Origin of the sequence: Micromonospora craterilacus (genome assembly GCF_003236315.1) — a bacterium.
GTDB lineage: Bacteria > Actinomycetota > Actinomycetes > Mycobacteriales > Micromonosporaceae > Micromonospora > Micromonospora craterilacus.
In genome coordinates, this window is the sequence record NZ_POTY01000531.1 from 1 (window position 1) to 736 (window position 736).

1 protein-coding gene is annotated in these 736 nt (G+C 79.1%); it reads right to left on the reverse strand.

Going from position 1 to position 736, the window contains the following annotated elements; translation table 11 throughout:
• A partial coding sequence (locus C1I95_RS34275) for a VWA domain-containing protein (protein ID WP_146605955.1) occupies positions 1-736 on the reverse strand: 736 nt, incomplete at both ends.

The following is a 736-nucleotide window of genomic DNA, read 5'->3' on the forward strand; positions in this document are numbered from 1 at the left end:
GTGGCGAGGCGGTGGGCCAGGTGGAGGCGGACGGGGCCGGACTCGCAGTCGACCACGATGCAGGCTGCGCCGGTGGTGCGCAGGACCGCTGCCGCCCGGTCGGCCCGGCGCAGCGGGTCGGGGCCGGCGGTGGCCCGGCCGTCGGTCACGACCAGGACGAGGGGACGTCGCTTCGGGTCCCGCAGTCGTTCCAGGCGCAGCAGCTCGGCGGCGGCGAGCAGGCCCTCCGCGAGCGGGGTACGCCCCCCGGTCGGCAGTTCGGCCAGCCGGGTCGAGGCGGCCAGCACCGAGCAGGTGGCCGGGAGCAGGGTCTGCGCGCCGGCGCCCCGGAAGGCGATCACCGCCACCTTGTCCCGGCGCTGGTACGCGTCGGTGAGCAGCGCGAGCACGGCGTCCTTGACCGCCGACATCCGCTGCCGCGCGCCCATCGAGCCGCTGGCGTCCACCACGAACAGCACCAGGTTGCCCTCCCGCCCCTCGCGGACCGCCTCCCGCACGTCGCTCGCGCGCAGCCGCAGCGGTCCGGTGGTGCGCCCCCGGTGTGCCTGGTGCGGTGCGGCGGCCCGCACGGTCGCCGGCAGGTGCAGCGCGCCGGGACGCCCGGCGGGCACCCGCGCGGCGGTGGTCCGCCCGCGCCCGGTCCGGGCCCGCGACCGCCGACCGGGCACGCCCTCCCCCATACCGGGCGCGGTGAGGAACCGGGCCCGCAACCCACCCCGGGGTACGGCCACCGACT